This is a genomic window from Candidatus Accumulibacter sp. ACC007 (assembly GCF_907163205.1).
In the GTDB taxonomy this organism is placed as follows: Bacteria; Pseudomonadota; Gammaproteobacteria; order Burkholderiales; family Rhodocyclaceae; genus Accumulibacter; species Accumulibacter regalis.
The window spans coordinates 72,140-95,595 of record NZ_CAJQUD010000008.1 but is presented as its reverse complement, the minus strand read 5'-3'; the positions used below and the strand labels follow the sequence as shown (position 1 = coordinate 95,595).

18 protein-coding genes are annotated in these 23,456 nt (G+C 64.5%); 9 read left to right on the top strand and 9 right to left on the bottom strand.

What is annotated here, in order from left to right:
- The first annotated feature begins 61 nt into the window (after positions 1-61).
- Positions 62-949, top strand: a complete 888-nt coding sequence (locus tag QZ634_RS16535) for a 2-dehydropantoate 2-reductase (RefSeq protein WP_291990290.1) — start codon at positions 62-64, stop codon at positions 947-949.
- A gap of 46 nt (positions 950-995) precedes the next feature.
- Here QZ634_RS16535 and QZ634_RS16530 read toward each other — a convergent pair whose 3' ends face one another.
- A complete protein-coding gene (locus tag QZ634_RS16530) occupies positions 996-1,784 on the bottom strand; it encodes a M90 family metallopeptidase (RefSeq protein ID WP_291990288.1) in 789 nt (262 codons plus the stop codon).
- Entirely contained in the window at positions 1,781-2,686 is a 906-nt protein-coding gene (locus QZ634_RS16525; protein WP_291990286.1) for a DMT family transporter, read from the bottom strand. The genes QZ634_RS16530 and QZ634_RS16525 overlap by 4 nt, the downstream gene beginning before the upstream one ends.
- A gap of 73 nt (positions 2,687-2,759) precedes the next feature.
- Here QZ634_RS16525 and QZ634_RS16520 point away from each other — a divergent pair, with 73 nt between their 5' ends.
- A complete protein-coding gene (locus tag QZ634_RS16520) occupies positions 2,760-4,985 on the top strand; it encodes a bifunctional (p)ppGpp synthetase/guanosine-3',5'-bis(diphosphate) 3'-pyrophosphohydrolase (RefSeq protein ID WP_291990284.1) in 2,226 nt (741 codons plus the stop codon).
- Positions 4,986-5,042: 57 nt separating this feature from the next.
- Here the strand turns inward: QZ634_RS16520 and ppk1 are convergent, their stop codons facing one another.
- On the bottom strand, positions 5,043-7,163 hold the full coding sequence (gene ppk1, locus QZ634_RS16515; protein ID WP_291990282.1) for a polyphosphate kinase 1: 2,121 nt from the start codon (positions 7,161-7,163) through the stop codon (positions 5,043-5,045).
- Positions 7,164-7,376: 213 nt separating this feature from the next.
- On the opposite strand from ppk1, the gene QZ634_RS16510 reads away from it, so the two are divergent.
- Genes QZ634_RS16510 through QZ634_RS16485 form a run of 6 tightly spaced genes read left to right on the top strand, consistent with a single transcriptional unit; the run spans position 7,377 to position 13,232 of the window.
- On the top strand, positions 7,377-8,888 hold the full coding sequence (locus QZ634_RS16510) for a Ppx/GppA phosphatase family protein (RefSeq protein WP_291990280.1): 1,512 nt from the start codon (positions 7,377-7,379) through the stop codon (positions 8,886-8,888).
- 7 nt (positions 8,889-8,895) lie between these two features.
- A complete protein-coding gene (locus QZ634_RS16505) occupies positions 8,896-10,014 on the top strand; it encodes an ABC transporter permease (RefSeq protein WP_291990278.1) in 1,119 nt (372 codons plus the stop codon).
- A 32-nt stretch (positions 10,015-10,046) separates the two neighbouring features.
- A complete protein-coding gene (locus QZ634_RS16500) occupies positions 10,047-10,811 on the top strand; it encodes an ATP-binding cassette domain-containing protein (protein ID WP_291990276.1) in 765 nt (254 codons plus the stop codon).
- 2 nt (positions 10,812-10,813) lie between these two features.
- On the top strand, positions 10,814-11,758 hold the full coding sequence (locus tag QZ634_RS16495) for an MlaD family protein (RefSeq protein ID WP_291990274.1): 945 nt from the start codon (positions 10,814-10,816) through the stop codon (positions 11,756-11,758).
- Entirely contained in the window at positions 11,755-12,372 is a 618-nt protein-coding gene (locus QZ634_RS16490) for an ABC-type transport auxiliary lipoprotein family protein (RefSeq protein WP_291990271.1), read from the top strand. Before QZ634_RS16495 ends, QZ634_RS16490 begins: the two co-directional genes overlap by 4 nt.
- Before the next feature lie 59 nt (positions 12,373-12,431).
- Positions 12,432-13,232 carry an enoyl-CoA hydratase gene (locus QZ634_RS16485; RefSeq protein WP_291990269.1) on the top strand — a complete coding sequence of 267 codons (801 nt, stop codon included), beginning with the start codon at positions 12,432-12,434 and terminating at the stop codon, positions 13,230-13,232.
- Positions 13,233-13,351: 119 nt separating this feature from the next.
- On the opposite strand, the gene QZ634_RS16480 is transcribed toward QZ634_RS16485, so the two are convergent.
- The 3 genes from QZ634_RS16480 to QZ634_RS16470 all read right to left on the bottom strand — a co-directional run bounded on the left by QZ634_RS16480 (position 13,352) and on the right by QZ634_RS16470 (position 16,213).
- Entirely contained in the window at positions 13,352-14,815 is a 1,464-nt protein-coding gene (locus QZ634_RS16480; RefSeq protein ID WP_291990267.1) for a GGDEF domain-containing protein, read from the bottom strand.
- A 50-nt stretch (positions 14,816-14,865) separates the two neighbouring features.
- Positions 14,866-15,507 (bottom strand): hypothetical protein, encoded by a 642-nt coding sequence (locus QZ634_RS16475; protein ID WP_291990265.1) that lies wholly within the window; start codon positions 15,505-15,507, stop codon positions 14,866-14,868.
- A gap of 73 nt (positions 15,508-15,580) precedes the next feature.
- A complete protein-coding gene (locus QZ634_RS16470) occupies positions 15,581-16,213 on the bottom strand; it encodes a class I SAM-dependent methyltransferase (RefSeq protein ID WP_291990676.1) in 633 nt (210 codons plus the stop codon).
- 443 nt (positions 16,214-16,656) lie between these two features.
- Here QZ634_RS16470 and QZ634_RS16465 point away from each other — a divergent pair, with 443 nt between their 5' ends.
- Complete coding sequence (locus tag QZ634_RS16465; protein WP_291990263.1) at positions 16,657-18,141, top strand: CYTH and CHAD domain-containing protein; 1,485 nt, start codon at positions 16,657-16,659, stop codon at positions 18,139-18,141.
- Between the two features lie 45 nt (positions 18,142-18,186).
- On the opposite strand, the gene QZ634_RS16460 is transcribed toward QZ634_RS16465, so the two are convergent.
- The 3 genes from QZ634_RS16460 to QZ634_RS16450 all read right to left on the bottom strand — a co-directional run bounded on the left by QZ634_RS16460 (position 18,187) and on the right by QZ634_RS16450 (position 23,309).
- The gene (locus QZ634_RS16460; protein ID WP_291990261.1) at positions 18,187-18,543 is read right to left on the bottom strand and encodes a hypothetical protein; all 357 of its coding nucleotides are present in this window, start codon (positions 18,541-18,543) and stop codon (positions 18,187-18,189) included.
- Between the two features lie 575 nt (positions 18,544-19,118).
- Positions 19,119-20,630 carry a bifunctional aminoglycoside phosphotransferase/ATP-binding protein gene (locus tag QZ634_RS16455; RefSeq protein WP_291990259.1) on the bottom strand — a complete coding sequence of 504 codons (1,512 nt, stop codon included), beginning with the start codon at positions 20,628-20,630 and terminating at the stop codon, positions 19,119-19,121.
- Positions 20,631-20,633: 3 nt separating this feature from the next.
- A complete protein-coding gene (locus tag QZ634_RS16450) occupies positions 20,634-23,309 on the bottom strand; it encodes a cation-transporting P-type ATPase (RefSeq protein WP_291990257.1) in 2,676 nt (891 codons plus the stop codon).
- Between the last annotated feature and the right edge of the window lie 147 nt (positions 23,310-23,456).

The window sequence follows — 23,456 nt, the reverse complement described above, 5'->3', positions numbered from 1 at the left end:
GGTGGGCGCCCATTGGCCGGAAAAACCAGGCCGCGGCGAGGCGTTTGCTGCGAGGAGAAAAATGAAGGTTGCAGTGATGGGGGCCGGCGCCGTAGGCTGCTACTACGGCGGCATGCTGGCCCGGGCGGGACATGCGGTGGTCCTGATCGGCAGACCGCAGCACGTGGCAGCGGTCTGCCGCGATGGTCTGTTCATGCACACGCAGTCCTTCCAGGCGCAGGTGCCGATGCAGGCCAGCACCGACGCAGGCGCCGTACGCGACGCGCAGCTGGTGCTCTGCTGCGTCAAATCGCCCGATACCGAGAGCGCCGCCATGGCCATGGCCCCGCATCTCGATCCCGCCGCTTGCCTGCTGAGCCTGCAGAACGGCGTAGACAACGCCGAGCGCTGGCAAGCCGTGCTGCGCCGGGAAGTCGCCCCGGCGGTGGTCTACGTGGCCACCGAAATGGCCGGGCCTGGCTTTGTCAAGCACCATGGGCGAGGAGAGCTGGTCATCGGACCGTCGCCATTCAGCGACGAGCTGCTTGAGCTGTTCGCCGCTGCCGCGATTCCGGTCACCATTTCCGACAACGTGGTCGGGGCGCTATGGGCCAAGCTGATCGTCAATTGTGTCTACAACGCCGTGTCGGCAATTACGCAACTACCCTACGGTCATCTGGTGCAAGGGGACGGTGTGCACGGCGTGATGCGTGACGTGATGGCAGAGTGCCTCGCCGTTGCGCAGGCGGCAGGGGTCGTGGTTGCCGGTGACATGTGGCAGGCCGTGCAGCAGATCGCGCACACCATGCCCGGCCAGTTTTCGTCAACGGCCCAGGACCTGGCGCGCCACAAGCCGAGCGAGATTGATCATCTCAACGGTTATGTGCTGCGCAAAGGCGAGGCTCTCGCCATCCCGACGCCGGTCAACCGGGTCCTGTACGCTCTCGTCAAGCTGCTCGAATCACGATAGTCGATGCTTCCGGGCCGCACTGGCCGCAGGGTATGCTGGCGCACGCCTACTGCAGGCCACTCGCCGGTCGCATGCGGGCCGCCGGGTCCTGACGGTAGAACGCCGCGAGCTGTTCATAGAAAGCCGGATATTGCGCGCGCAAGGCGTCCGGCGTCTCGAAAAACGCTTCGCTCATGACGGCAAAAAACTCGCTCGGATTCTCTGCCGCGTAGGGGTCGAAAAGGGTGTCCCGGGCGCTGCCCTCCGCTTCGTCGACCTGCGCGCAGAAGTCTTCGTAACTGGCGAGCAGCGTCTGTTGCCAGTCGGCGCGCGACATCTCCGCCGGCAGCGCCGGGACACCGTTTGCTTCGCCGCTGAGCATGTCGAGCTTGTGCGCGAACTCGTGAATGACCACGTTGTAGCCGGCGCCGGCCATTTGCGCATCGCGCCAGGAGATAAGCAGTGGCCCACCTTCCCAGGCCTCGCCCGAGGCCAGTTCCTGGTATTCGTGGACGACGCCGAATTCATCCTCGACGCTGCGCGGGATGACGAATTCATCGGGATAAACGACCATGCCGATCCAGCCGCGGTAATAGTCGAGGCCGAGTTCGAGGATCGGCAGGCAGCCCTGGGCAGCAATCGAGACGCAGATTTCGTCGCTGAGTTGCAGACCGCCGGCGACGGTGAATTCCTTTTCGGCCAGAAATTCCTGGGCCAATGCGCGCAGCCGGCGCTGCTCGTCGACTTCGAGGGCGGCGAGAAAAGGCAGGGTCGAAACAATTCCCTGCCACAGGGCGTCGGGGATCTCTGCGGTTGCGGGCTGTTTTCGGAACCAGCCGATCAGCTTGCCGATCACGACGCTTTCGCCGTTCCCGGTGCGGCGGTGGTCAGGTAGATTCCGCTGAAGATCAGCGCAATGCCGAGGTAGTGGAAGGGGCGTGGTATTTCGGCGAGGAAAATTGCCGCCAGGAGTGTGCCGAAGACCGGCATCAGGTGGATGAACAGGCTGGCCTTGCTGGCGCCGACTTCGCTGACTGCGCGGTTGTAGAAGACGTAACCAAGAAAACCCGGGAAGACTCCCGTGTAGGCGATGCCGGCCAGCGAGCTGGCCGAGAGGTGAATCGTCTTCCCCTGCGAAATCTCCCAGGCGTAAGCCGGGGCGAGGGCGAGCAGGCCGACGACGATGAATGCGGCGAGGAGCAGCATCGGGTCGACGCCGACTGGCCGCCATTGCAGTCCGATGGTGTACAGCGCCCAGGCGAATACAGCCGCCAGCATCCACAGGTCACCGATGTTGAGGCTGAGATGGGCCAGCGTCTGCACGTCGCCACGGCAGACAATGATCGTCACGCCGAGCAGCGAGAGCAGCACGCCAAGCCCCTCGATCCTCCGCAGGCGCTTCTTGAGAAAGGCCCATGAGAGGGCGATGGTGGCGATCGGGATGAACGAGTTGAGCAATACGGCGTTGGTCGCCGCCGTGTAGTTCAGGGCGGTGTAAGCCAGTGTGTTGTAGACGCCGACGCCCAGCAGGCCGAGGATGACGACCGCCTTCCAGCTGCCGCGCAGCAGCGGCCATTGTGTGCGTAGATGCGGCAGGGCGAGGGGCAGGACCAGCGCCAGCGCAATCGCCCAGCGCCAGAAGGATAGCGACAGCGGCGGCACCTGGTCGCGGATGGCGCGGCCAAGAACCATGTTGCCGGACCAGAACAATACGGTCAGCACGAGCAGCAGATAGGGGTGTTGCAGGCGGGCGAACATCGGCGGCTGGGGGACAGCGGGCGGCAAAGGCGCATTATGCCTGATGCGCGAGCGAGTCCATTATAATTGCCTTATGGTTTCAGTTACCCACTCGGTCGCCGCGCAAAGCGACTTCGAACACTCCCTGCAATCCCTGGTCGACGGTCTGCCGATTACTGACGCCGAGCGGATTCGACGCGCGGTGGAATCTGCCCGGGCGCACTATGGCGATCGCCAGCTGGGTAGTGGCGAAGCCGTCTGGGGTCATGCCCTGGGAATGGCTCTGATCGTTGCCGGGCTCAAGCTCGACGTCGATTCGCGGCTGGCGGCGCTGCTTTTCGCGCTGCCTGCGCAGCAGGAGCATGGCCTGGCGCTGATCGAGAAGGAGTTCGGGCGCAGCGTCGCGCACCTGGTCGATGGCATTTCGCGGCTCAACCGGGTGCGGCCGATCACCCGCGGCTTCGTCGCGCAGTCGTCCGAAAGCGGCGAAAAGAGGCCGCAGGAGGTGAAGGCGCAGATCGAGGTGCTGCGCAAGATGCTGCTGGCGATGGTCGAGGATATTCGCGTCGTTCTGTTGCGCCTGGCCTCGCGCACGCAGACCCTGCGCTACTACGCCGTCGAGCCCGATCCGCTGCGCGCCGCGGTGGCGCGCGAGACGCTGGAACTCTATTCGCCGCTGGCCAACCGGCTCGGTGTCTGGGAGCTGAAGTGGGAACTCGAGGATCTGTCGTTCCGCTTCATGCATCCGGCGATCTACAAGGATATTGCGCAACATCTCGACGAGAAGCGAACCGAGCGCGAACAGTTCATCGTCGACGCGGTCGCTCGCCTGCAGCGCGAGTTGGCCGATGCCGGCGTTGGCGACGCCGAAGTCTACGGCCGGCCGAAGCACATCTTCAGTATCTGGAACAAGATGCGCAAGAAGGATGTCGCGTTCTCCGAAGTCTACGACGTGCGTGCCTTGCGTGTCATCGTCACTGACGTCAAGGACTGCTACACGGCGCTGGGCATCGTGCACCACATCTGGTCGCCGATCGCCAGCGAGTTCGACGACTACATCGCTCATCCGAAAGGCAACGACTATCGCTCGCTGCACACGGCCGTGCATTGCCCGGACGGGCGAGCGCTCGAAGTGCAGATCCGGACCCGGGAGATGCACAATCACGCCGAGTTGGGGGTCGCCGCACACTGGCGCTACAAGGAAGGTAGCAAGGCAACGCCGGAAGATCGCTACGACGAGAAGATCGCCTGGCTGCGTCAGCTGCTCACCTGGCGGGACGAGGCGGTCGATTCGTCGGACTGGGTGCGGCACTACAAGAAGGCTGCGTTCGACGAGACGATCTACATCCTGACTCCGCAGGGACGCGTCGTCGACCTGCCGCGGGGCGCGACGCCGGTCGACTTCGCCTACCGCGTGCACACCGACATCGGCCATCGCTGCCGCGGCGCCAAGGTCGACGGCGCGCTGGTCCCGCTCAATACGCAGCTGGCCACCGGGCAGCGGGTCGAGATCGTTCTTGCCAAGCACGGTGGCCCCTCGCGCGACTGGCTGAACGCCTCGCTCGGCTACCTGTTCACCCATCGTTCGCGGGCCAAGGTCAGGCAGTGGTTCGCCAGTCTGGCCCTGGAGGACATGCTCGCCGAGGGGCGGGCGGTGGTGACTCGCGAGCTGCAGCGCATGGGGCAGTCGGGCATCAGCCTCGACGAACTCTCCGACCGCCTGGGCTTTGCCCGCCCCGACGACCTGTTCATTGCCGTTGCCCGCGCCAAGCTCAACCTGCGCCAGCTGCAGTTGGCGGTGCGTGGCGGCGATGCGCTGCCCGACGAAGATGATCGCGTCGAGTTGGCGGTGTCCCGGCAGCGGCCGAGCGATGACGCCGAGAAGGGCATTCTGATCGTTGGCATGGATCGCTTGCTGACGCAGCTTGCGGGTTGCTGCAAGCCGGTACCGCCAGACCCCATCGTCGGTTTCGTCACGCGTGGCAAAGGGGTGTCGGTGCATCGCGCCGACTGCAGCAACTTCTCGAACATGCGCGCGATGAATGGCGAGCGGGTGATCGAAACGACCTGGGGGGGGGGCGAGGAAGGCATCTTCGCCGTCGATATCGTCATCGACGCCCATGATCGCCAGGGTCTGCTGCGCGACGTGTCCGACGTTCTCGCCCGCGAAAAGCTCAACGTTATCGCCGTCAATACGCAGTCTCGGCAAGGTAACGCGCTGATGCGCTTCACTGCCGAAGTCAGCAGCATCCCGCAGCTCAACCGTACGCTGGGCTTGCTGCACGGTGTCGAGGGCGTGGTTGGGGCGCGTCGCGCCTGAGTCGTGCCGGCCTGGTAGGTTTCCCAGGCCGGTGCTTACGACTTCCTCGCTAGCGCGTCAGTCCTTCAGCAGTTCGATCAGCTCGGCCTGCGACGAGTGCGGGCTGGTGCGCGAGCCGCGCCGCTGATGATAGCTGCCGTCGGGTCCCAGTTCCCAGGACAGCGTATTGTCGGTGAGATAGATCTGCAGTCCTTCGGCGATCACCCGGCGCTTCAGCTTGCGGTCGAGGATCGGGAACGCAAGTTCGATGCGGCGGAAGAAATTGCGGTCCATCCAGTCGGCGCTCGACAGATAGACCTTCTCTTCTCCGTCGGCAAAGAAATAGAACACCCGATGATGTTCGAGCTGCCGACCGATGATCGACCAGACATTGATGTTGTCCGACAAGCCTTTGACGCCGGCACGCAGGCCGCAAACGCCGCGCACGATGAGGTCGACCTTGACGCCGGCCTGTGACGCCTCGTAGAGCGCAGCGATGGTCTCCGGTTCGAGCAGCGAATTCATCTTGGCGATGATTCGTGACCGCTTGCCGGCGCGCGCGGCTTCGGCCTCGCCCCGGATCCCGGCGACGACATTCGGCTGCAGGGAGAAGGGGGCTTGCCAGAGGTGCTTCAGGGTCTGCGCACGCCCGAGGCCGGTAAGCTGCTTGAAGACTTCGTTGGTATCGGCACCGATCTCTTCGTTGCAGGTGAGCAGACCGAAGTCGGAGTACAGGCGGGCTGTCTTGGGGTGATAGTTGCCGGTACCCAAATGCATATAGCGGCGCAGGACGCTGCCGCCCGCCTTGCCTTCCTCGCGGCGGACAATCATCAGCATCTTGGCGTGCGTCTTGTAGCCGACAACGCCGTAGATGACGTGCGCGCCAACCTCCTCGAGCTTGGTCGCCCAGCCGATGTTCGCTTCCTCGTCGAAGCGCGCCATCAGTTCAACGACGACGGTGACTTCCTTGCCGTTCTGTGCCGCGCGCAGCAGCGACTGCATGAGCACCGAATCAGTGCCGGTGCGGTAGACGGTCATCTTGATGGCCACCACCTGCGGGTCGACGGCCGATTGCTCGAGCAAATCGATGACCGGATTGAAGCTCTGGTAGGGATGGTGCAGCAGGATGTCGCCGCCACGGATGGCCTCGAAAACGTTGCTGCTTTTCTCCAGCGCCTTTGGTGTGCCGGGCTTGAAGGGCTGGAACTTGAGATGGTCGCGCATGACCCAGTCGGGGACCTGCATCAGACGGACCAGGTTGACCGGGCCGGCGACGCGAAAGAGGTCGCGTTCGGTGAGGTTGAACTGGCCGAGCAGGGATTCGGCCATCGCCTCCGAACAATTGTTGGCGACCTCGAGGCGGACGGCGTCACCAAAGTGCCGCTGCGGCAACTCGCCCTGGATCTTGGTGCGCAGATTCTTGACCGCTTCCTCGTCGACGAACAGGTTGCTGTTGCGCGTGACGCGGAACTGGTAGCAGCCGAGCACTTTCATGCCCGCGAACAGCTCGTGGACGAACTCATGCAGGATGGAAGACAGGAAGACGAAGCAGTATTCGCTGTCGCCGAGTTCGCGTGGCAGCCGGATGACGCGCGGCAGGACGCGTGGCGCCTGCACGATGGCCGCGTTCGAGCTGCGCCCGAAAGCGTCGCGGCCTTCGAGTTCGACGGCAAAGTTGAGACTCTTGTTGAGCACGCGCGGGAAGGGGTGCGAGGGATCGAGGCCGATCGGGGTGATCACCGGCATCACTTCGCGGAAAAAGAAGGCGCTGATCCATTCGCGCTGCGCCGGGCTCCAGTCGGCGCGCTTGAGGAAGCGAATACCTTCGCTGGCGAGCAGCGGCAGGATCTCGTCATTCAGCAGGGCGTACTGTTCCTTGACCAGAGCGTGTGTTTCGTCGCCAACCAGGCGGTAGACTTCGCGCGCGGTCTTGCCGTCGGTGGTGAGCGCTACCGATCCGAGTTTGAGTTGCTCCTTGATGCCGGCAACCCGGATTTCGAAGAACTCGTCGAGATTGCTGCTCACGATGCACAGAAAGCGCAAGCGTTCGAGCAATGGGGTCTTGGGGTTCTTGGCTTGCCACATCACGCGCCGATTGAAAGCAAGCAGCCCCATCTCGCGATTCTGGAAGTAGTCCGACGGAAAACCGTCAGTGGCCTTGTTGAGAGGGGCTTCGGTGGGTGTGGCGGCGGTGTTCATGGGTTCCTTCCGTGGAATTTGAGGGGTCGAGCAGGCGTGGCAAAGACAACAAACATATTACAGCTATCGCTCTGGCGCTGGTCGCCGAAGAGCCCATTTTCTCGACAAAGTGGCACTGTTCGACGAGTTGCGGCTCTCTGGCCAGGCTGTTGGCGGTGGTAACATGGCCAGATCGCAAACAGCTTTCGCCGTGTGGCCGGAAGAAGAACGGGCATGAGTTACGAACTAATTGCCGGCGTCGACCTGGGGTCCAACAGTTTTCGCCTGCAGCTTGGGCGAATCGTTGGCGATCAGATTCACCCGCTTGACAGCCTGAAAGAGCCTGTTCGCCTGGCTTCGGGCCTTACCAGAGAGAAAATTCTTGATCACGCCGCGCAACAGCGTGCGCTCGACGCTCTGCGTCTTTTCGGCAAGCGGCTGTGCGGCTTCGCACCGGAGCAGGTACGCGCGGTGGCCACCGACGCGATGCGTGTCGCGCGCAATGCGGACCTCGTCCTGCCACAGGCCGAGGCTGCGCTCGGCTTTCCGATCGAGATCATCGGTGGCCGCGAAGAGGCGCGTCTGATCTTCATTGGCGCCGCCAACGCACTGCCGGCCGCGGCTTACCGGCGTCTGGTGGTTGATATTGGCGGCGGCTCGACCGAGTTGATCGTCGGCGAGGGCCTTGAGCCCTTGCTGATGGAGTCGCTGTTCATGGGGGGCGTCAACTTTCGCCAGCGCTTCTTCCCCGATGGCAAGGTAGACCACAAGCGCTTCAGTGCCGCGGAAGTGGCGGCCGCTGGCGAGATCGAAGCGGTGGTCGCCGACTATCGGCGCTGTGGGTGGCAAGAGGCCGTCGGGACATCGGGTTCGGCGCAGGAGCTTGCCGGTGTGCTTGAAATGAACGCGCTTAACCCTGACGGGTGCTGCGGCATCACTCGCCAGGGCCTGGCCCGTCTGCGCCAGTTGACCATCGCCGCCGGCTCGGCAGAACGGCTGCAACTCAAAGGTCTGCACAGCGAGCGCCTGCAGATCCTTCCCGGTGCCCTGGCCATCATGTCGGCCGTCTTTTCCTCGTTCGAAATCGAGACCATGACCTATTCCGAGGGCGCTTTGCCGATGGGTGTCCTGCACGACTTGCGTGGCCGTTTCGAGCATCACGACACGCGCGAGGTGACCGTCGGCCAGTTCATGCGCCGTTACCTGGTCGTCGAGGAACAGGTCCGGCACGTCGAGCGCACGGCCCTGGCGCTGCTCGGGCAATTGCTGCCGCTCGATTCTCCAGAGCACGAGAGCGACGTCCACTTTCTGCGCTGGGCCATCTCGCTGCACGAGATTGGCGTTTCGGTGGCGCATGGGAGTTTTCACAAGCATGGCGCGTATATCGTCAGCAACGCCGACATGCCCGGCTTTTCGAAGCGTGATCAGTCGCGTCTGGCCTTGCTGCTCCTCGGCCAGCGGGGCAGCCTCCAGAAGCTGGCCACGCTGCCTGCCGGCGATCCCAACTGGCGGCTGCTCTTCTGTCTGCGGCTGGCGCTGTTGCTGCATCGGTCACGTGCCGACCAGGCGCCGCCCGTGTTGGCCATTCGCGAGTCTCCAGCCGGCTTTCAGCTCGATGTCTCTGCTGCCTGGCTGAGCGGCAATCCGCTGGCCGTTGCCGCTTTGCGTGAAGAGTCGCTGCTTTGGGGGGCAATCGGCAGCCAGCTACAGGTCAGCCCCCGGCCAGCTGGAACAAAGCGGCCATGAGGCTGCAATGAGCGTCGCCGCGCTCGAAGTTCTTCAGCAGCCGGGGGGGCTGCAGCTGTGCCTGTCCGGCGAATGGACGCTGACCACGATGCCGCAGCCGATTGTCAACTTCGAGCGCCGCCTGCGCGAGCTGGCCGCCGGCAACCCGGTGTGGGACCTGCAGTCGATAACGCGGATGGACAGCGCCGGCGGGATTCTGCTGTGGCGCGCCTGGGGCCGGCAATGGCCGGCGTCGCTGCTCATATCGACCCGGCATCGGGCGCTGATCGCCCGTATCGAGGCGATGGTGGTCGACGCTTTGCCGGCGAGCCGCGCCAACGAGCGCCTGCTTGCGCTGTTCGCTGTCGGTCGATTGCTTCTCGCAGCGGCCAGTCATCTTACCGGGATGGTCGCCCTGATCGGCCAGCTCGTTCTCGACGTCTTCTACCTCTGCCGGCATCCAGGCGACATACCCTGGCGAGAGTTTTCGGCAAACCTCTTCAAGAGCGGTGCGCAGGCGCTGCCGGTGACGGCGTTGATCGGTTTCCTGATTGGGGTCGTTCTTTCCTACCTTTCGGCGTTGCAGTTGGCGAACTTTGGTGCCGACGTGTTCATCGTCAATCTGCTCGGCATCAGTATCGTCCGCGAGCTGGGGCCGGTGCTGGTCGCTGTTCTCGTCGCCGGTCGCTCGGGGTCGGCGATGACTGCCCAGATCGGCGTCATGCGCGTCACCGACGAGATCGATGCCCTGGCCACGATGGGCGTTTCGCAAAGCCTGCGCCTGGTCCTGCCCAAGGTCGCCGCACTCTCGGTGGCCATGCCGCTGCTGGTTCTCTGGTGTTCGGCGGCGGGGATCATCGGGGGCATGGTTTCGGCCAATCTGCAGATGGACCTGTCGTACGGTTTTTTCATCGACACCCTGCCCAAGGTGGTGCCGGTCGCCAATCTGTGGATCGGCATGACCAAGGGCCTGATTTTCGGCTTTCTGATTGCGCTGATTGCCTGTCACTTCGGCCTCAGGGTCAAGCCGAACACCGAAAGCCTGTCGTCGCAGACCACCGCTTCGGTGGTCACGGCGATCACCATGGCGATTCTCGTCGATGCCGTCGCTGCCATCCTGACGCGCAGTGTCGGTCTGCCGCTGTGAAGGTCGCCTTGGCGGAGGGGGGGCGAGCTACGATGCCGGCCATCGAAATCCGCGGCCTGTGTACGCGCTTCGGCGATGTGGTGATTCATCAAGACATCGATCTCGACGTCGAAGCGGGGCAGATGCTGGGCCTGGTCGGTGGCTCGGGCAGTGGCAAGACGACGCTGCTGCGCGAGATCGTCGGCCTGTTGCGGCCGAGCGCGGGGACGCTTAAACTCTTCGGCCAGACGCTTTTCGATGGCGATCACGAGCAGGGCCGAGCGCTCCGCCGCCGCTTTGGAATGCTCTTTCAGCAGGGCGCACTCTTTTCGGCGTTTTCGGTCTTTGACAACATCGCCTTTCCGCTGCGCGAACTGCGCAGTCTCGACGAAGCAATGATCCGTGACCTGGTTCTGCTCAAGCTGGCCATGGTCGAGCTCGAGCCGCGCCACGGTTGTCTCATGCCGGCCGAGTTGTCCGGCGGCATGATCAAGCGGGTGGCCCTGGCGCGCGCCTTGTCCCTGGAGCCGGAGCTCCTGGTCCTCGACGAACCGACAGCCGGTCTCGACCCCGACCGCAGCGAGAACTTCATCAAGTTGCTCAAGTTGCTGCAGCAGGAGCTTGGCTTTACGGTGGTCATGGTGACCCACGATCTCGATACGCTGCTCGGCTTGGCGACGCGTCTGGCGGTGCTCGCCGACCAGCAAATCGTGGCCTGCGGCACGGCGGCAGAAGTGCTGGCCGTCGATCACCCCTTCGTTCAGAACTTCTTCGCTTCCAAGCGCGCTGCGGCAGCGATCCGACAGGAGGCAGTTTAGCCATGGAGAACCGTTCGCACGCCCTGATAGCCGGCCTGTTCACCCTGTTTCTGGGCGTTGCATTGGTGCTCTCGGTGTGGTGGATCGGCGGCAAGCACGAAACGACCCGCGACTACATCGTGGTCACGCGGCAGAACGTCACCGGCCTCAGCCTGCAGGGACAGGTCCGTTACCGAGGCATTCGCGTCGGCAAGGTCCAGGCGATCGATCTGGATCCCGCGGATGTGCGCAACATCCTCATTCGCATCAGCGTCAGTGACTCGGTACCGGTCACTCGTGGGACGGTCGCCAAGATGGGCTATCAGGGAGTCACCGGAATTGCCCACATCCTGCTCGAAGAATCCGGCGACGATCCACAGCCACTGCCTGGCGACGCCGGCGAGGCTTCGCGAATTGCCATGCAGCCATCGTTGATCGAGGAACTGTCCGACGCCGGCGGGGCCACCTTGCGCGCGGCGGGAGCGTTTCTGAGCAATGCCAACCAGTTGCTCGACAGCGAAAATCGGCAGAACTTTGCCAGGATTCTGGTCAACCTCGAAGCGACCACCGCCAACGCCAACGACGCCATTGGTCAGTTTCGTCAATTGCTGACGCAGACTCCCGAGAGTCTTCGTTTGCTCAACGCCACGCTGGCTCGCGCCGAGCACGCGGCCGGCCAGGCGACGCCGCTGCTGGTTGAAGCCCGCGAACTGGTCGTGGGCCTGCAGGCGGTCAGCAAGCGAGTCGATCGCCTGCTCGGTGATCCGTCGCCGAGCGGAGTGGCCGCGCTGGCGCCGCGTCTCAACGAGCTGGGTAGCGAGCTGTCGGCAAACTCGCGGCAACTGCAGCGCGTGTTGCAGCTGTTGGAGGAGTCACCACAAAGCCTCGTTTTCGGCTCGCCAAAGCATTCTCCCGGCCCCGGCGAAGCCGGTTTTACAGCACCGCCAAGACGTGAGGGTTCCCGATGAAGAAGCTGTCGATCTGCCTTGCGGCGTGCGCCTTGCTTGCCGCGTGCGCAGGCGGCGTCCGCAACACGCCATCCGCCGGGACCTATGACTTCGGTTTGCCGGCGGCGCGCCTGGCGACAGGCGCCAGCTGGTCGAAGCTGGCCCTGGAGATTCGCGCACCGTTCTGGTTTGACTCGCTAAGTATCGAATACCGCCTGCTTTACGACGATCCTTTGCAGCTGCGTAGCTACGCCGCCAGCCGCTGGGCAGGAGCGCCCGGACTGCTGCTCGCGCAGCGGCTGCGCCAGCAACTCGGCGTGCTCAGCGGTGGCGGGCGTACGGCCGTCAGCTGCCTGTTGCGCCTCGAACTGCAGGAGTTCTCGCAGGTTTTCGATACGCCCCTGCTCAGTCGTGGCGTGCTGCAGGGAACGGCCAGTGTGCTCGACGCCAGGCAGCAGATCGTCGCCGAGCGCTGGCTCAGCATCGAGCAGCCGGCGGCCAGTGCTGATGCCAGCGGCGGTGTTCGCGCCCTGGTTTCGGCCAGCGACGAACTCGGACGGCAGCTGGCTGGCTGGTTGCAGGAGCTCGAGGAACTTGGCCGACTGAAGCAGTGCCCGGCAGCAATGGCTGGCTGAGGAGCAATGCCCGGGCCAGCGTCAAAGCGGTTTTTCGTGGATATCGCAAGGAGGCAAGGATGAGTACCGAGACGGCAATTCTGGATGACCCCTACGTTGTGCGCAGCGATCGACGAGGCGTTGCCACGCTGACCCTGAACCGACCGCAGCAGTTCAACTCGCTGTCGCAGGCCATGATCGCCGCGCTGCAGGCGCAGATCGACGCCATCGCGCCTGATCCCGCAGTGCGCGTGCTGGTCATTGCCGGGGCCGGCAAGGCGTTCTGTGCCGGACACGACCTCAAGGAGATGCGCGCCAATCGCGACAAGGCTTTCATGCAGGACCTGTTCAGGCGTTGCGGCCGGATGATGATGGCCCTGACCCAGATGCCGCAGCCGGTGATCGCACGCGTGCATGGCATCGCCACTGCTGCCGGCTGCCAGTTGGTGTCGATGTGCGACCTGGCGGTGGCTGCGGACAACGCGCGCTTTGCCACCTCTGGAATCAATGTCGGCCTGTTCTGCGCGACACCGGGCGTCGGGTTGTCGCGCAACCTGGGTCGCAAGCAGGCGCTGGAGATGCTGCTCACCGGTGATTTCATTGATGCCCAGGCGGCGCTGCAGCAGGGCCTGGTCAATCGCGTGGTCGCTGGCGACGCGCTTGACAGCGAGATCGACAAGCTTGCCGGGTCGATTATCGACAAGTCGTCGGTGGCCATCGGCATGGGCAAGCAGATGTTCTACAAACAGCTCGAAATGGGGCTCGAAGGCGCCTACCAGTACGCCTCCGAAGTCATGGCCTGCAACATGATGAGCGAAGACGCCGGCGAGGGCATCGACGCCTTCATCGGCAAACGCAGGGCCGAGTGGAAGGGCCGGTAGGCGCGGCCTTGCGTCATATGGCGTTCGTGCCTAGGTTGAGCGCTGCCTGACGCGCGCCCGGTGGCAGTGGCGCCGGTCAGGCGCGCCTGCGGCCGCACAGGGGCGCTTGCTGTCCGGCGTCAGACGACGGCCAGCTGGTCGGGTCCGCCGATCCGGGCAGTTTGCAGCGCCTCGACGGAGCGCTTCAGCAGGTCGTCAAACGACTGGTCAGTGGCGCAGGCCTGGCTCGCCCCGATGCTGACCGTGAACTGGACGGTGCCGTTGTCGGTAGGGATCGAGATGCCGGCGGTCGCCGTGCGGATCCTTTCCGCAACCACGATTGCGGCGCTGATATCGGTGTCGAGCAAGAGCATGGCAAACTCCCCGGCACCGAGCCGCCCAATCATGTCCGCGCCGCGCAGACAGGCGGTCGCCGCCTCAGCGAACGAGACCAGTGCCAGGTCGCCAATGGCGTGCCCGTAACCATCGTTGATGCGCGTGAAGAAATCGATATCGACCAGCAGAACGGATAGCGGCCCCTGGTCACCGTTCGCGCCCTGCAGTTGCTCCTCGACGGCTGCGACGAAGTGCTGGCGGCTGCTGACGCCGGTCAAGCGATCAGTGGTCGCCAGGTAGTGCAGCTCGGCGTCCTGGTTGGCCAGTGCGCGCAGCAGGCGCAAGGAGCGCAAGGCCACCACGGCCAGCGGGAGGGTGACCCCGATGGCCAGCACGATAACCCACAGGGTCAGTTTCAGCCACGGCGCGAGCGCCGCGTCGTAGTCTGCGGAGACCATCACCGACAAGGGGAAGTCGGGGAGCGTCGAATAGCTGGTGAACTGTCGCCGCTGGCCGGCAGTGGTTTCTTCGAAGACCAATGGCTGCACCGGCGGCATGAGTTGTGCGCCGGGAAGCGTCACGCCGGTAATCGGCTGGCCGAGCAGCTGCGGGTTGTCAGGCGCGGTCGCCAGAACCGTGCCGTCGGAGCGGAGGAGGGTGATCACGCCGCCCGGCTTCGGGCGCTGCTTCTCGTAAACCGTCGTCAGTTTGCCCAGGTCGATCACCGCAACCAGCATCGGGAACGCCTGTGCGAGCACACGGCGGGCGATCGGCAGTTCGAAATGATCGTCCGCCTGCCTGCGCGTGGGCGCGCCGATGAACAGGCCGTGTCTACCCGGCGTGTCCCGGAAGTAGTCGCTGTCGGCGACGTTTTCCAGCCGCGCGGAGGGTTCGCTGAGGACGTCGATCTCCGTGCCGTCGGCAGTCACCAGACGGACATCGATGGCGGCGGTGTGATCGCGAAAATCTACGAGTAGGCGCCGAAAACCGGGGTCGCTGAGTGGGTCGCGGTCGGGGTTTGCTTCCAGCCAGCCGGCACACACGGCGAGAATGACGTTGGCCAGGCGAAACTGGCGTCGTGTCTGGTCTTCGACGGCGTGATTCATCTGTTGCAAGGATTCGCGGGTCGTGGCTATGCGTTCATCGCGGGCCACGACGATCCAGAAACTGACGGCAGCCCACAGGGCCACCACGAACAGCAGCGAGAACACGATGACCGTGCGCGGGCTTGCCCATTCCTCAAGGTGTTTGCTGGTGGCTTTGACCATAGTGTCTGCCCCTGTCGCACAAGGGGAGTCATTTTAGCAGCCCGGCGGCGTCAGCGCCGGCTGTCGCCGCCGGGCTGCTCTGCCTCTTCGGCGTGCACGTCGATGACGCCGGCGAAGAATTCGATCGCCGTGTCGGAAACCTGCGACGTGTCGTAGTAAGCGTACGCGCCCGCGCCGAGCGCGCCGAAGACCGGAATCCAGCGCGAAATCCCCTTGCCGATCAACCTTTGGGCGATGTGCATGCCGATCTTCAGAACGACCGCCTGGACCTGCGGCCGCGAGGCCCGCTGAACGACAAAACGCTGACCAATCTGAGCGACCAGGTCGCGAACCGCCTGTGCGTCGGTATGCCGAAAAAGGCAATAGATCATTTCCTCGCGGCCCAGTTCGGCTGTTTTTCCATAGCAGGCGGCAATGTCGGCGACGAGCTGGGTTTGCAGTTGCCACAGCGAGCGCAGCTCGGGCAGCAGCGTCAGCCAGCCGAGCGGGCCGGGCGGCAGACTCAGTCCGCTGGTGGTCAGCGCAGCACGTCGCGCGGCGGTGGCGGCCAGCGCGCGGGCGCGACGTTCCGGGTTGGCGGCTGCCAGTTCCGTGCTGAACGGTGCCTGCCCGACGAAGTCGAGAATCGCTTCGGCGATGCGGGGTCCGGCCTTGAGCTGCGTGCTGCGTTTCGAGAAGCGTTTGTCTTGCATCGTCAGTGTCGTCAGCTGCGTTGAAAGGAAGGGGGCCCGCCTACCGCCTGGCGGCCGAAAGGGCGATTCTGCTTCATGCGCCGGTCCGCCGCCAGACGCTGGCCAGCCAGGGCTGCTGTGCTCTCGGCAGGCCGGCCGGACGATAATAGTGTTCGATCTCCCTATAGCCGGCATTGACCATGTGGCCGCGCCAGGCGGCGAGGTCGTGGTAGCTGGCGTAGCGGCCATTGCTCCAGCCCTCCGCGTTATCGCCGCGCGGGTTCGAGCAGAACAGGACGCCGGCCGGCTTGAGTGCGGCGCACAATTGCCGCAGCACGCGTGGCAGTTCCTGGCTCGGGATATGGAACAGCGAGGCGTTGGCGAAGACGCCGTCAAAGTGTTCCGCAGGCAGATCGAGCTTGAGGAAGTCCTGCTGCCATACGGTGCAGCCGCTGTCGCTGCGCGCCATGGCGACGAATTTCCGGGCTCCGTCGAGTCCGATCGCGATATGACCTAGCTGCGCAAAGGCCTTGAGGTCGCGGCCCGGGCCACAGCCGAAGTCGAGAATCGTGAACGGTGCCTGGCCCTGGATATGGCGCAAAAGCGAGGTGATGTTCTGGCTCACGTCGTGATCGCGAGTACCGTCGCGGAAGTCCTCGGCGCGCTGGTCGTAGTGGGCCAGGGTCTGGGCGGTAATCGATTCGAGATCTTCGGAACGTAGGGGCATGGCGGGTGTTGGCGACCGGTAGACGAGCTGCGGGCAGAACGGCGGAACGGCAATGGCGTGCCAGTCCATGGTAAACCATAGGCCCGCGCTTCGGGTCGCTGGCGGGTTATTTTACGCAGGCAAGAGGCCGGCGCGGCGCGCTGGCGTGGTGGCCGCGTGACCGTCTCGCGGATCAGAAACCAGGGCCCGGATCGTTCTCGCACACTGCGTCCGGCGCTCGTCAGGCGCGCGCGTCCAGTCGCTGCCACGCTGATTATGGGTGTTCTGGCCGCGGGCCGCCGTTAACTGCCAGAAACAGGAAATGAAATGTTCCTGTGCTAATCTACGTTACGGCGCACAGCCTTGCAGGGCTGGCTGCAGAAGGGCCGATGACAGGCTGGCGTCAGGGAGAAGGAAGAATATGACCCGGGGAACGCATGCTTTCCTCACCAGGAGGGTTCACCATGGCCATTGAAACCGAAATCAAGCTATCGCTGTCAGCGCACACGGCCAGTCAGTTGGGTAGCCACGCCTTGCTCGCTGGCGTGCCGTCGCAGCGCCAATTGCTGATCAACACCTACTACGACACGCCGGACAACCGTCTGCGTGGCGAGCGGCTGGTTGTACGCTATCGTCAGAAAGGCGGCGAGTGGCTGCTGGGCGTCAAGACTGCCGTTCAACTCAGCGGTGGGCTGGCCGAGCGCAAGGAGTGGGAGCGCAGCGGCCGGCCCGGCGACTTCGACTTCGCGCATGTCGACCAGAGTGCGGTCCGCGATTTCCTGGAGCCTTTGCGAGATCAATTGCAGCCGGCGTTCGTCACGCACTTTCAGCGCCGCTCCTGGCTGCTTGAACCGCGCGACGGCGTGCGCATCGAACTGGCGCTCGACCGCGGGACGATCGAGGCCGGTGGTCGCCGCCAGCCAATCTGCGAGGTCGAATTGGAACTCGTGTCCGGAGCCGTTGGCGACCTCTTTGATCTGGCTCTTGCGCTGCAAGCGACCCTGCCCCTGCATCCGGAGGCCAGGAGCAAGTCCGATCGCGCCTATCGCCTCCTGGCCGATCTGCCGATGATCGCGGCGAAAGCATTGCCGGTTCCCGTCGATGCCGGCATGTCGAGCGTCAGCGCATTTCGCAGGATTGCCCTGTCCTGCGTCAGCCAACTGCAGAGTAACGAGAAAGGCATTCTCACCACCGACGCGCCCGAGTTCGTGCACCAGGCGCGAGTTGCCATCCGCCGCCTGCGCTCGGCGATGCGCGTCTGGCAGCGCCACCTCCCGGTGCCGTTCATGGAACGTTTCGATCCGCTCTGGCAAGAACTCGCCAAGCGTCTGGGTGACGCGCGCAACTGGGACGTATTCCTGGCCGATACCGCACCACTGCTGAGTGAGGCCTTTGCCGATCGGGCAGAAATCGGGTTGCTGCTCCGCTACGCACGCCGGCGCAGCACAAGCAATCGCAAGGCCGCCCGAGCCGTCTTGAAATCGGCCGCGTATTCCCGCCTGCTGCTCGACTTCAGTGCAGCACTTCAGGCACTGCCGGAAGGCAAGGTTCGTTTGCTGGGGGACTCTGTTCCCGCCTGGCTCGACAAGTGCGCCAGGCGCGTCAACCAGCGGGCCGCCGAGGCGCAGGGTGGCAGCGACGAGGCACGTCATCGTCTACGCCTGGCGTTCAAGCAATTGCGCTACGCGCTTGAATTCCTTTCGCCGATCCTCTCCGGTCCCGTGTTGGAGAACTATCATCAGTCGCTTACTGCACTGCAGGAACAGTTGGGGCGTCAGAACGACCTGGCGGTCGCCCTGCAACTGACCACGGAGGCGTTGCCCGGCCGCAAGGCCGAGGTCGTGCAAGACTGGCTGGCGGCGCAAAGCGATGCCCTGCTGCCGGAACTGGAAGCGCTGCTGGAAGATTTTCGGCGTCAGGACGCGCCGTGGTCGGTGCCGTTGCCGTGATAGGGCTGGGCTTGTGGGGGTGCTACAGGCGACACCGAAGGCGCTTCAGCTTTCCTTCGCTGCGTGTTCCTTGTGCAGGTCGACGTAGCCAGTGAGCTGTGTATCGATCTCGTTGAACGCTGAAGGCGGTTTCTGACCCAGGCGCGACATTCGCCGTATCAGACGCTGCTGCGCAAAGGTCTCCGAAGGGTCGGGCTTGCCAAGTCCATACTCAGACCCGCGTTTGGTCATCACGACCATCCCGTCTTTGTCCAGTCTGTAGCCAGTGAGTGGCGACGTTCTGATGTGCGACGACGAGGGAAAGCGTGGATTCTTGCCGAGCACGCGCCCTTCGATGCACACCAGTGTCTCACCCTCACGGGTGATCAGCTCCAGTGTTTTCCAACCATTGAGGATATTCATAGTGCTCCCCGACCCTGTTCACGACGCAAAGTGCCGAAGCAAGTCGCCATTCTACCCGACAAATCAACGCCGCACCGTTTTTCAGAAGCAGGTCCGATGCCCTGGCCCGGTTCGCCGATAAGTGTGATCGTGGACTTGATCATGAGTCCTTTCAGAGACTTGCAAGCCAAGAGAAAGCCCTGTCAAACACACTTCCCGAAGGCGGGAAGTGATCTACCGCTGCCACCGCGAAGGCAGGTCAGTTGTTTGCGGCGGAGCAAGCAAAGTTGCGCACCGTTCGTGTTTCGAAAGTGGCTTGATGCGCCGCCAGCACGAGGTGGTCGTCGCGTGCGGCTGAGTTCCTGCCGACCGGCCAGGAAACCCGGGCATCTGCCGCATCAAGCACGCGCACTTAACCAGTAGCAAGACTCTTGCCAGTTTTGTCGGTGATAACTATGGGCTATTAAAGCAATGGCTTGGGTGTTTCGTCGCTAGGTGGCAAGAAATGGGCTGTAAAATTTTTCGACACTCGCGGCGGGTGGGCGGTCTTCAACACTGCGATTGTCGGCCTGGCTGCGCAGTGTCCGAGGCAGCTCTCAAGCGTACACCGCCTCTCGCAACAGGCAGTCGCGTTCGTCGGCGCGCAGCGGCTGCGTCCTGGCAAGTTGTTGCGCCAGTACTGCCAGCGTCGCTTCGGAGGCGTCGTGGCCTTTGTGCAGGCGACCGCGGATGCGTGCGCGCAATACCGCCGGGGTGGCCTGCGGGGCGATGATGAAGAAAGCGGCGTTGGCGTGCGCGGCCAGGGCTCGGAAGCGATCGCGCCGGTCGCCTTCGAGAAAGGCGGCGTCGACGATCACCGACCAGTTGGCCACGAGGAGTTCCCTGGCCAGCGTGTACAGGCGGGCGTAGGTCAGTTCGCTGGCGTTTCTGGCGTAGATGCCGCCGTCTACGGGCGAGTCACTTCGCGCCGCGGCGTCGAGGTCGAACAGCCGCTTGCGTTCGACGTCGGAGCGCACGCGCAAGGTCGCCGCTGCCGGATCGTGCAGCAGGATTCTTCGCGCCGCGCGACTCTTGCCACAACCGGCGACGCCGTGGGTGATGATCAGGCGTGCCGGCGGCGGTTTGGCAAGGCGTTCGGCGAGCGCCAGATAATGGCGGGCCTGGCCGCTATCGCCGTTCGTTTGCCTGGCCCGCAGCGCCGCGACCTTGGCGCGCACCAGCGCGCGATAGACAGCGTAGAAGCGCAGGACCGGCACGGCGTCGTAATCGCCACTGCAAGACAGCCACTCGTTGACCAGCCAGCCGGCCAGGCCCGGCTGATCGTGGTCAACGAGGTCGATGAAGGTGAACGCCATCTCGCTGGCGACATCGATCCAGCGCAGGTCTTCGCTGAATTCGATGCAGTCGAACAGGCGTATCTGGTCGTCGATCAAGACCAGGTTCCCCAGATGCAGGTCGCCGTGACACTCGCGTACCCGGCCGGCCGCCCTGCGGGCCGCGAAACGAGGTGCCAGGCGGTCGAATTCGCTGCGCGTCCACTCGCAGAGCCACGTCAGCGGCGTCTGCTCTTCGCTGCCCGGCAGCAGCGTTGCCAGCTCGGCAAAATTTGCGAGAGCGGGTGCCAGCACCTGCTCGGGGTCGCCGAAGCGCGTGCCTGGCGGTGCTGTTGCGGCCTGCGCGTGGAATTCGGCAATCGTTGCGGCCAGCGCTGACATCTGCTTTGCATGCAGTTGTCCACGCGCGCAAAGGCGGTCCAGACGGCCGACCTCGGCAAAGCGGCGCATCTTGACGGCGAACTCGATGGCCGTGCCGGTGCCGCCGATGCGCGGGTCTGACGTCGTGCCGACGATGGGGACGACCTGCAGGTAGAGGTCGGCTGCGAAGCGGCGGTTCAGGCGCAGCTCGGCTTCGCAGCAGTCTCGCCGCTTGGCGAGCGTGCCGTAGTCGAGGAAGGGGAGGACCAGCGGCTTCTTGATCTTGTACGCGAAGGCACCGGCCAGCAGCAGCCATGAGGCGTGCGTTTCGACGAGTTCGACGCAGGTCGCCGGGTCGGGGTAGCGGTCCGCTTCGAGCAGGGCAGCGATCAACGGCGGCAGAGCTTGGGGCATCGTTCAGTCCTTGCCTGCGCGGCGCAGGAAAGCTTTGCGCAGTTCTTCGAGCGACCACATCAGCAGCGCGCAGCCAATGGCCAGCAACCAGGTCGTGCTGCTGATCGGCGCGCTGCCGAAGAGCCAGTTGCCGGCCGGTGTGTAGAGTATGAACGCGATCAGCGCCAGCTCCGAGGCGATGCCGATGCGGAGCAGGCGGTTGCCGCCGAATTTTCTGTCCAGCGTCGAGCGCAGGGGGTGCCGACAGAGAAAGACGTTGCTGATCTGCATCACCACGATCGTCATCAGGCAGGCCGAGGTGGCCTGCAGGTAGAGCGGGTCGGTTGGCGCCAGGGCCTGCCCATAGTGCCAGCCGGCGCTGCCGAGAACGAAGAAGAAGACGGTCATCGCCGCCGCCGCTTCGAGGACGCCGAGAAACAGATAGGCGCGGGCAACCAGGCCCCACGATAGCAGCCGCTCGCCGCGGGCGCGTGGCGCGCGCTGCATCACCGCCGGGTCGGGCTTCTCGGCGCCAAGCGCCAGCGCCGGCAGCATGTCGGTACCGAGATCGACGGCCAGGATCTGGAGGATGGTCAGCGGCAGCGGAATGCGGAACAGAACGAAAGCCAGATAGGGAACTATCTCCGGGATGTTCGAGCTGAGGATGTAGGTCAGGAATTTGCGGATATTGTCGTACACCGCGCGTCCCTCCTCGATTGCTGCGACGATGCTCGCGAAATTGTCGTCGAGCAGGATCACGTCGGCGGCCGCCTTGGCCACGTCGGTGCCGGCGATCCCCATGGCGATGCCGATGTGCGCGCTCTTCAAGGCCGGCGCGTCGTTCACCCCGTCTCCGGTGACGGCGACGATCTCGCCTTTCTGCTTCAGCGCTTCGACGATACGCATCTTCTGTTCGGCGGCGACGCGGGCGAAGAGAATCTCCGCAGCATCGAGCGCCAGCTGCAGTTGCGTCGGCGACATCTGGCGCAACTGCTCGCCGCTGATCAGCAGGGGCTCTTCGCTCCTGACCAGGCCGATCTGGCGGGCGATGGCCAGCGCCGTGCGCGGGTGGTCGCCGGTGACCATGATGATCCGGATGCCGGCCGCCGCGCAGCGCGCGATGGCCTCGGGAACTTCGGCGCGCGGCGGGTCTTCGAGGCCGATCAGCCCGGCGAGGATCATTTCCTGCTCGTCGCCCGGCAGCCCTTCGTCGACGGCGCGATGGGCGAAGGCGAGGACGCGCAGGCCGCGGCCGGCCATCTCGTCCTGGGCAGCCAGCAGGCGGGTACGGCTAGCCGGGTCGAGCGGCGCCAGGCCGGCGTCGAACTGGATGAAGCGGCAGCAGTCGAGGACCGTTTCGAGGGCGCCCTTGCAGTACAGCATGCGTCCCTGCGGCGTCTGGCAGAGGACCGACATGCGCTTGCGGTCGGTGTCGAAGGGAATCTCGTCGACGACGCCATAGCCGCTCAGGTCGCCGGCCGCCTGGCGGCCGATGTCGACCAGTGCGATCTCCATGGGGTCGCCGCGCAGCTCCCGTTTGCCGTGTTCGTCGATCTCCCTGACGTTATGGCAAAGCGCCGCATTGGCGAAGAGCTGCCGGTGCTCGTCGACCGGTTGCGTGCGCGTCGCCAGGTCGGCACGGGCGATGAATGCGCCACCGATCCACAGTCCCTGCACCGACATCCGGTTCTCGGTCAGCGTGCCGGTCTTGTCGCTGCAGATCACCGTCGTCGAACCGAGCGCTTCGACGGCTGGCAGGTGGCGGACCAGCGCCTGTCGTCGGGCCATGCGCTGGGTGGCCATGGCCAGCGACAGGGTGACCGTCGGCAGCAGGCCTTCCGGGACGTTGGCGACGATGATGCCGATGGCGAAGAGCATGTTTTCCCAGGGCGGCAGGCCCATCGCCTGGCCGACCAGAAAGAGGAGCACGCCCATTCCGGTTGCCAGGCTGGCGACCAGGCGCGACAGACGGGCGATCTCGCGCTGCAGCGGCGAGCTGGGCTCGCCGGCGGTCTGCGTCAGCTGCGCGATGCGGCCGAATTCGGTATGCCGACCGGTCGCGTACACCACCGCGCGTCCCTGTCCGGAGACGACCGAGGTGCCGGCGAGGACGATGTTCCTGGCGTGCAGTGGCGATTCCTCGACGCTGGGCGCGCTGTCGCGTGCCTTGGCCAGCGCTTCGCCAGTGACTGTCGACAGGTTGACGCGCAAGCGGGAGACTTCGATCAGCCGGCAGTCGGCGGGAACGAAATCGCCTTCCTCGAGCAGAATGACGTCGCCGGGCACCAGCTCGCTGGCGACAAGCTCGACGATCTGCGTGGAGCGCAAGACCTTCACTTTCTGGGGCAGCAACTGGCGCAATGCGGCGACCGCGCGCTCGGCCTTGTATTCCTGCCAGAACGAGAAGACACCGTTGATCAGGATGACGCCAACGATGGCCAGGCCGAGGCGCACCATTCCCTGGCCGGGATCGAAATGCTCGGCAAGGAACGAAAGTCCTGCGCCGATCCAGAGAATGATCGCGAAGAAGTGCGTGAACTCCTTGCCGAAGCGCAGCAGCAGGTGCTGTTGCTGGACGACCTCGAAATGGTTGGGTCCGTACTCGGCGAGCCGGCGCCCCGCCTCGCTGGCGCTGAGACCGGTGGCTGCCGTCTTGAGGCTGGCCAGAGACTGTTCGACAGTGACGGTGTGGATACGCACGCGACGAGCTTCCTGACGCCGGATTGCTTGCTGGGGCACGTCTCGGCGTCTGCCCGTCAGCGGGTGCTGCCCACTGGCCGGCGCGCGAGTCGCTTAACCGAGTCGATGACCGCTGTGGCCGTGACCAACGACAATGTACTCCCTTGC

Coding starts and splice junctions, on each gene's coding strand:
- QZ634_RS16535 (WP_291990290.1), top strand. CDS start 62: ATGAAGGTTGCAGTGATGGGGGCCGGCGCCGTAGGCTGCTACTACGGC.
- QZ634_RS16525 (WP_291990286.1), bottom strand. CDS start 2,686: ATGTTCGCCCGCCTGCAACACCCCTATCTGCTGCTCGTGCTGACCGTA.
- QZ634_RS16520 (WP_291990284.1), top strand. CDS start 2,760: ATGGTTTCAGTTACCCACTCGGTCGCCGCGCAAAGCGACTTCGAACAC.
- ppk1 (WP_291990282.1), bottom strand. CDS start 7,163: ATGAACACCGCCGCCACACCCACCGAAGCCCCTCTCAACAAGGCCACT.
- QZ634_RS16510 (WP_291990280.1), top strand. CDS start 7,377: ATGAGTTACGAACTAATTGCCGGCGTCGACCTGGGGTCCAACAGTTTT.
- QZ634_RS16505 (WP_291990278.1), top strand. CDS start 8,896: ATGAGCGTCGCCGCGCTCGAAGTTCTTCAGCAGCCGGGGGGGCTGCAG.
- QZ634_RS16500 (WP_291990276.1), top strand. CDS start 10,047: ATGCCGGCCATCGAAATCCGCGGCCTGTGTACGCGCTTCGGCGATGTG.
- QZ634_RS16495 (WP_291990274.1), top strand. CDS start 10,814: ATGGAGAACCGTTCGCACGCCCTGATAGCCGGCCTGTTCACCCTGTTT.
- QZ634_RS16490 (WP_291990271.1), top strand. CDS start 11,755: ATGAAGAAGCTGTCGATCTGCCTTGCGGCGTGCGCCTTGCTTGCCGCG.
- QZ634_RS16485 (WP_291990269.1), top strand. CDS start 12,432: ATGAGTACCGAGACGGCAATTCTGGATGACCCCTACGTTGTGCGCAGC.
- QZ634_RS16480 (WP_291990267.1), bottom strand. CDS start 14,815: ATGGTCAAAGCCACCAGCAAACACCTTGAGGAATGGGCAAGCCCGCGC.
- QZ634_RS16475 (WP_291990265.1), bottom strand. CDS start 15,507: ATGCAAGACAAACGCTTCTCGAAACGCAGCACGCAGCTCAAGGCCGGA.
- QZ634_RS16470 (WP_291990676.1), bottom strand. CDS start 16,213: ATGCCCCTACGTTCCGAAGATCTCGAATCGATTACCGCCCAGACCCTG.
- QZ634_RS16465 (WP_291990263.1), top strand. CDS start 16,657: ATGGCCATTGAAACCGAAATCAAGCTATCGCTGTCAGCGCACACGGCC.
- QZ634_RS16460 (WP_291990261.1), bottom strand. CDS start 18,543: ATGAATATCCTCAATGGTTGGAAAACACTGGAGCTGATCACCCGTGAG.
- QZ634_RS16455 (WP_291990259.1), bottom strand. CDS start 20,630: ATGCCCCAAGCTCTGCCGCCGTTGATCGCTGCCCTGCTCGAAGCGGAC.